Origin of the sequence: Acinetobacter sp. YH12151 (assembly GCF_013418355.1) — a bacterium.
Taxonomy (GTDB): Bacteria; Pseudomonadota; Gammaproteobacteria; order Pseudomonadales; family Moraxellaceae; genus Acinetobacter; species Acinetobacter pseudolwoffii.
In genome coordinates this window covers 1-4,200 of record NZ_VPCG01000094.1, presented here as the reverse complement: position 1 = coordinate 4,200, position 4,200 = coordinate 1, and the positions used below count along the sequence as shown (strand labels likewise).

Sequence of the window (4,200 nt, the reverse complement as noted above, 5' to 3'; positions counted from 1 at the left end):
CTGGCCTCGGATGCGGTGGATGACGACCCGATGACACCCCTGCTGGGGCACTCGATCACTTACCGTATCGCTGTCGGTTCACAGGCGGGGCGAAAGGTGTTCACTTTGCAAACTCTGCCGACCAGTGGTGATCCGTTCGGTGACGGGATTGGCAAGGTAGCCGGGTCCAGCCTGCACGCCGGCGTGGCGGCCAGGGCCGATGAACGCAAGAAGCTCGAACGGCTGTGCCGGTACATCAGCCGCCCGGCGGTATCCGAGAAGCGGCTGTCGTTAACACGAGGCGGCAACGTGCGCTACCAGCTCAAGACGCCGTACCGGGACGGCACCACGCACGTCATTTTCGAACCATTGGATTTCATTGCAAGGCTGGCCGCCCTGGTACCGAAGCCCAGAGTCAACCTAACCCGCTTCCACGGGGTGTTCGCACCCAACAGTCGGCACCGGGCGTTGGTCACGCCGGCAAAACGGGGCAGGGGCAACAAGGTCAGGGTGGCTGATGAACCGGCAACACCAGCACAACGGCGAGCGTCGATGACATGGGCGCAACGGCTCAAGCGTGTTTTCAATATCGACATCGAGACCTGCAGCGGCTGCGGCGGCGCCATGAAAGTCATCGCCTGCATTGAAGACCCTATAGTGATCAAGCAGATCCTTGATCACCTGAAGCACAAAGCCGAAACCAGCGGGACCAGGGCGTTACCCGAAAGCCGGGCGCCACCGGCTGAGCTGCTCCTGGGTCTGTTTGACTGACCCGTCCCAAACGATTCCGATCACGATGCTGCGGTAATTCAGCCGCGGCAGGGATGCGTTATGCCGGCGGCTTGGGTTGGCCCCGGCTGTCGGGAAAAACGGGTAAATTTTCGGCGGGATCGATGGCTACACGGGCCGGATTCAGAATCACCCACTGGCAAAGCAGGCCGTCATTCGCGGTCTACAGTGGCTGGACTTGGAGAAAAACGGCGTTTATTCTTCCTATACGTGAACCGCATCCTACGGAATGAGTAACCCTTGCCCTATTGTGAGTAGAACGTCGTATAATTCAAACGAAAGCAGTTAATAGGTATGAAATATCACAGCACAAAAGAGCGACAGGACATGTTTAGATGATGTTATTATAAAATAATAACATCATGGATGAATAAAAAATAATTTTCTATCTTTACAACTATGTTATACTTCTATGATAAGGCTATGATGGCAAAGCCTTGGTTTTCCTAATCAAATAGTCGCCGAGATGGCTTCAATGCGACAGTAGGTCTACTGTCTCACAATTAATTCATGTATCAGATTTTTGTTCCCTGATGGGAAGTGTTATCCATACGAAAAGAATATGGGTAAAGTGTTACACCTGTATATGACATTCAGAATGTCCTGTCGGGGGAACTGGTACCAATTTAATAAAAGAAAACAGTATAGAAATGACAATCGAAGATATGCAAACATTAGCCCTAGAGCATGGGCTGAGAATTTCGGAAGAGATGAGCGTCAATGAGATGGGCATCGACTTTAGAGTTGCCTTTGTAAAGGAAGTAAACGGTGAGAACTGGGTACTCCGTATACCTCGAAGAAGCGATATGCTTGAACAAATCGAAAATGAAAGTAGAATATTGGATTTAGCCAAAAGAAACCTGTCGATCAATGTCCCTGATTGGAAAATTGTATCGGAGCGCCTAATAGCCTACCCTTTACTGGAGGATGCGCCTGCTCTGACATTCGATGCGATAACACATGAGGTTTCTTGGAACATAGATCGCGATAGCATAGCTTATGTGGAGTCTCTGGCAAAATCATTGGCCGAATTACATCGTATTACAGCTGACGATGTGAGAAAGAGCAACTTGAAAATAATGACTCCAAGTGAATTGAGGACCGAAATAGCTGACCGTATCCACTTGGTGAAATCTGAGATAGGTATCAGCGAGCCGTTGGAAAACAGATACCGTAGATGGTTGGACAATGACCCTTTGTGGCCTGAATTCACTTGTTTCATCCATGGCGATCTCTATGCAGGGCATGTCTTAACCTCGAAGGAAGGTAAGACCTCTGGTATCATAGATTGGTCTACTGCGCATATGGGTGATCCTGCACTGGACTTTTCTGGTCACGTATCGGTTTTTGGAGAGGATAGCCTGAAGAGTTTGATAACGGAGTATGCTAAACAAGGCGGAACGATATGGGATAGGCTCTACGAACAATCTATAGAGAGGGCTGCTGCAGCTCCATTAGCATATGGCGCTTTTGCGGTAGAGTGCAACGACGATAATCATATCAATGCCGCCAGAGCAGCCTTAGGTATTGTTCAATAAAATGATGTGAGGATACTTTTTTAAATGCTAAAATAGGAGTTCGATTGGTGCCACTTAAGAGTATCATTGATTTCTATTTTAGCCAGTATCCTCCACTTTTAGGAGCTCCTCGAAACTCGATTTTATGATCATCTCTTAAGATTTTGAGCCACCGCTCTACTATCTTGACAGGAACTAATAGCTCGTTTACTAAAAATGGTGCACGCTTTCCTGGATTAGTTCTTATCTGATTAAATAGTAGATTTACTCCCTCACTTACTCCCTCATTAGATTCGAAAAGTAGCTTTGATGAGACAATAACTCGAAAACCGTGCTGGAAATTTTCAAAGACAGGGGGACGCAGACCATAGGATGCGAAGCCTTCTTGGATTCGTTTGATGCCTGACCCATATTTTTCAATAAAATGCGCTTCTTTGAACGTGGCAGATATCCTTTTATTGCGCGCCCATGGCGAGTAATCTTCACGAAGAAGCTGATCAATCGTTAAGTTATCAGCTAAACCACCTGGATTGAAAAACTCTATGGAATTGTAATACACCCTGATTATGGAATCGGCAAATTAATTTGGACTTGGGTGAAAAGGGCGTTTATTCTTCCTATTACGTTGTCGGCAGCGGGCCAAAAAGGAATACGTCCATGCCCATCGAGGTGAAACCGGCTGTGAGCGCGGGTTCAAGCATATAGCCCGACAGGCGCGTATCCTTGCCGATCACGACACGATGGCGGTGGTCACCGCGACGAAAGACACGGCCAGCCGCCATGCCGACGCGCAAGGCGGTTTCCGCCGTCATCGCGCCTTCGTTGGCTTTGCCACGAATACCGTCTGTGCCGAAATATTTGCGCACCATAAGGTCGATTATCCTGTCGTCGGGTCGCCCTCAAAGGGGACATGCCTGCTGAACCGCGAATATAGAGAAATATCCCGAATGTGCAGTTAACGAATTCTTGCGGTTTCTTTCAGCGCCGCCAATACCGCCAGCCCGTCGCGCAAGGGGCGCGGCTCGTGTGTGCGGATGAAGTCAGCTCCACCTGCGGCGGCGGCAAGCTCTGCAGCGAGTGTCGCGGCCCCGACATCCCCCGGACCACGGCCTGTGAGCGCGCGCAGAAAGGATTTGCGCGAAACAGACAGAAGCACCGGCAAATCGAAGCGCAGCCGCAATTCATCGAACCGCGCCAGCACCGAGAGCGAGGTTTCGGGAGCAGCCCCCAGAAAAAACCCCATGCCGGGATCAAGGACAAGGCGGTTGCGTTTGATACCGGCACCCGTCAGCGCCGCGATGCGCGCGTCAAAGAACGCCGCAATGTGATCCATGATGTCGCCAGCGGGTGCCTCGCGCCGATCTGCCTGCCCGTCTTGCACCGAATGCATAACGACGAGTTTGGCAGATGATTTCGCCAATTGCGGATAGAACGCAGCGTCTGGAAAACCGCGAATATCATTGAGATAGGCCACACCACGCGACAAGGCATAGGCTTGCGTCGCGGGTTGATAACTGTCGAGCGAGACGGGAATGCCATCTGCCTTGAGCGCGTCCAGCACCGGCGCGATACGCGCGATTTCTGTGTCGGACGAAACAGGCGCGGCGTCGGGATTGCTGGATGCCGGACCGAGGTCGATCACATCTGCCCCCTCGGCCATCAGCTTACGCGCCTGCGCAATGGCTGCGTCTGGCGCCAGATACCGGCCTCCATCGGAGAAACTGTCCGAGGTTATGTTGACGATGCCGAAAATGATGAGCGATTTATTCATGGGGGCTTCTATAATAATCTCTGTACACGACAAAAATAGATAACTCATTGAAATAATGTCACAATAATTGTTTTCTAACGACGAATACTATGACACATCTCAATGAGTTATATCTTATCTTAAACAAATCTCTAAAATGGAACA

4 protein-coding genes and 1 pseudogene are annotated in these 4,200 nt (G+C 50.4%); 2 read left to right on the top strand and 3 right to left on the bottom strand.

Annotated elements, in window-relative coordinates:
- Together FTU82_RS15770 and mph are read left to right on the top strand one after the other, a co-directional pair.
- Positions 1 to 750: pseudogene (locus tag FTU82_RS15770) on the top strand (IS91-like element ISVsa3 family transposase); the annotation flags it as partial.
- A gap of 668 nt (positions 751 to 1,418) precedes the next feature.
- Positions 1,419 to 2,306, top strand: coding sequence for an Mph(E)/Mph(G) family macrolide 2'-phosphotransferase (gene mph, locus FTU82_RS15765; RefSeq protein ID WP_071830579.1), 888 nt, complete (start codon positions 1,419 to 1,421; stop codon positions 2,304 to 2,306).
- Between the two features lie 73 nt (positions 2,307 to 2,379).
- Here the strand turns inward: mph and FTU82_RS15760 are convergent, their stop codons facing one another.
- From FTU82_RS15760 to sul2, 3 genes are all read right to left on the bottom strand, one after another.
- Entirely contained in the window at positions 2,380 to 2,844 is a 465-nt protein-coding gene (locus FTU82_RS15760; RefSeq protein ID WP_071830580.1) for an ATP-binding protein, read from the bottom strand.
- 61 nt (positions 2,845 to 2,905) lie between these two features.
- Positions 2,906 to 3,154, bottom strand: a complete 249-nt coding sequence (locus tag FTU82_RS15755; RefSeq protein WP_071830581.1) for a phosphoglucosamine mutase — start codon at positions 3,152 to 3,154, stop codon at positions 2,906 to 2,908.
- 86 nt (positions 3,155 to 3,240) lie between these two features.
- Entirely contained in the window at positions 3,241 to 4,056 is an 816-nt protein-coding gene (gene sul2, locus FTU82_RS15750; protein ID WP_001043260.1) for a sulfonamide-resistant dihydropteroate synthase Sul2, read from the bottom strand.
- Positions 4,057 to 4,200 lie beyond the last annotated feature (144 nt).

Coding starts and splice junctions, on each gene's coding strand:
- mph (WP_071830579.1), top strand. CDS start 1,419: ATGACAATCGAAGATATGCAAACATTAGCCCTAGAGCATGGGCTGAGA.
- FTU82_RS15755 (WP_071830581.1), bottom strand. CDS start 3,154: ATGGTGCGCAAATATTTCGGCACAGACGGTATTCGTGGCAAAGCCAAC.
- sul2 (WP_001043260.1), bottom strand. CDS start 4,056: ATGAATAAATCGCTCATCATTTTCGGCATCGTCAACATAACCTCGGAC.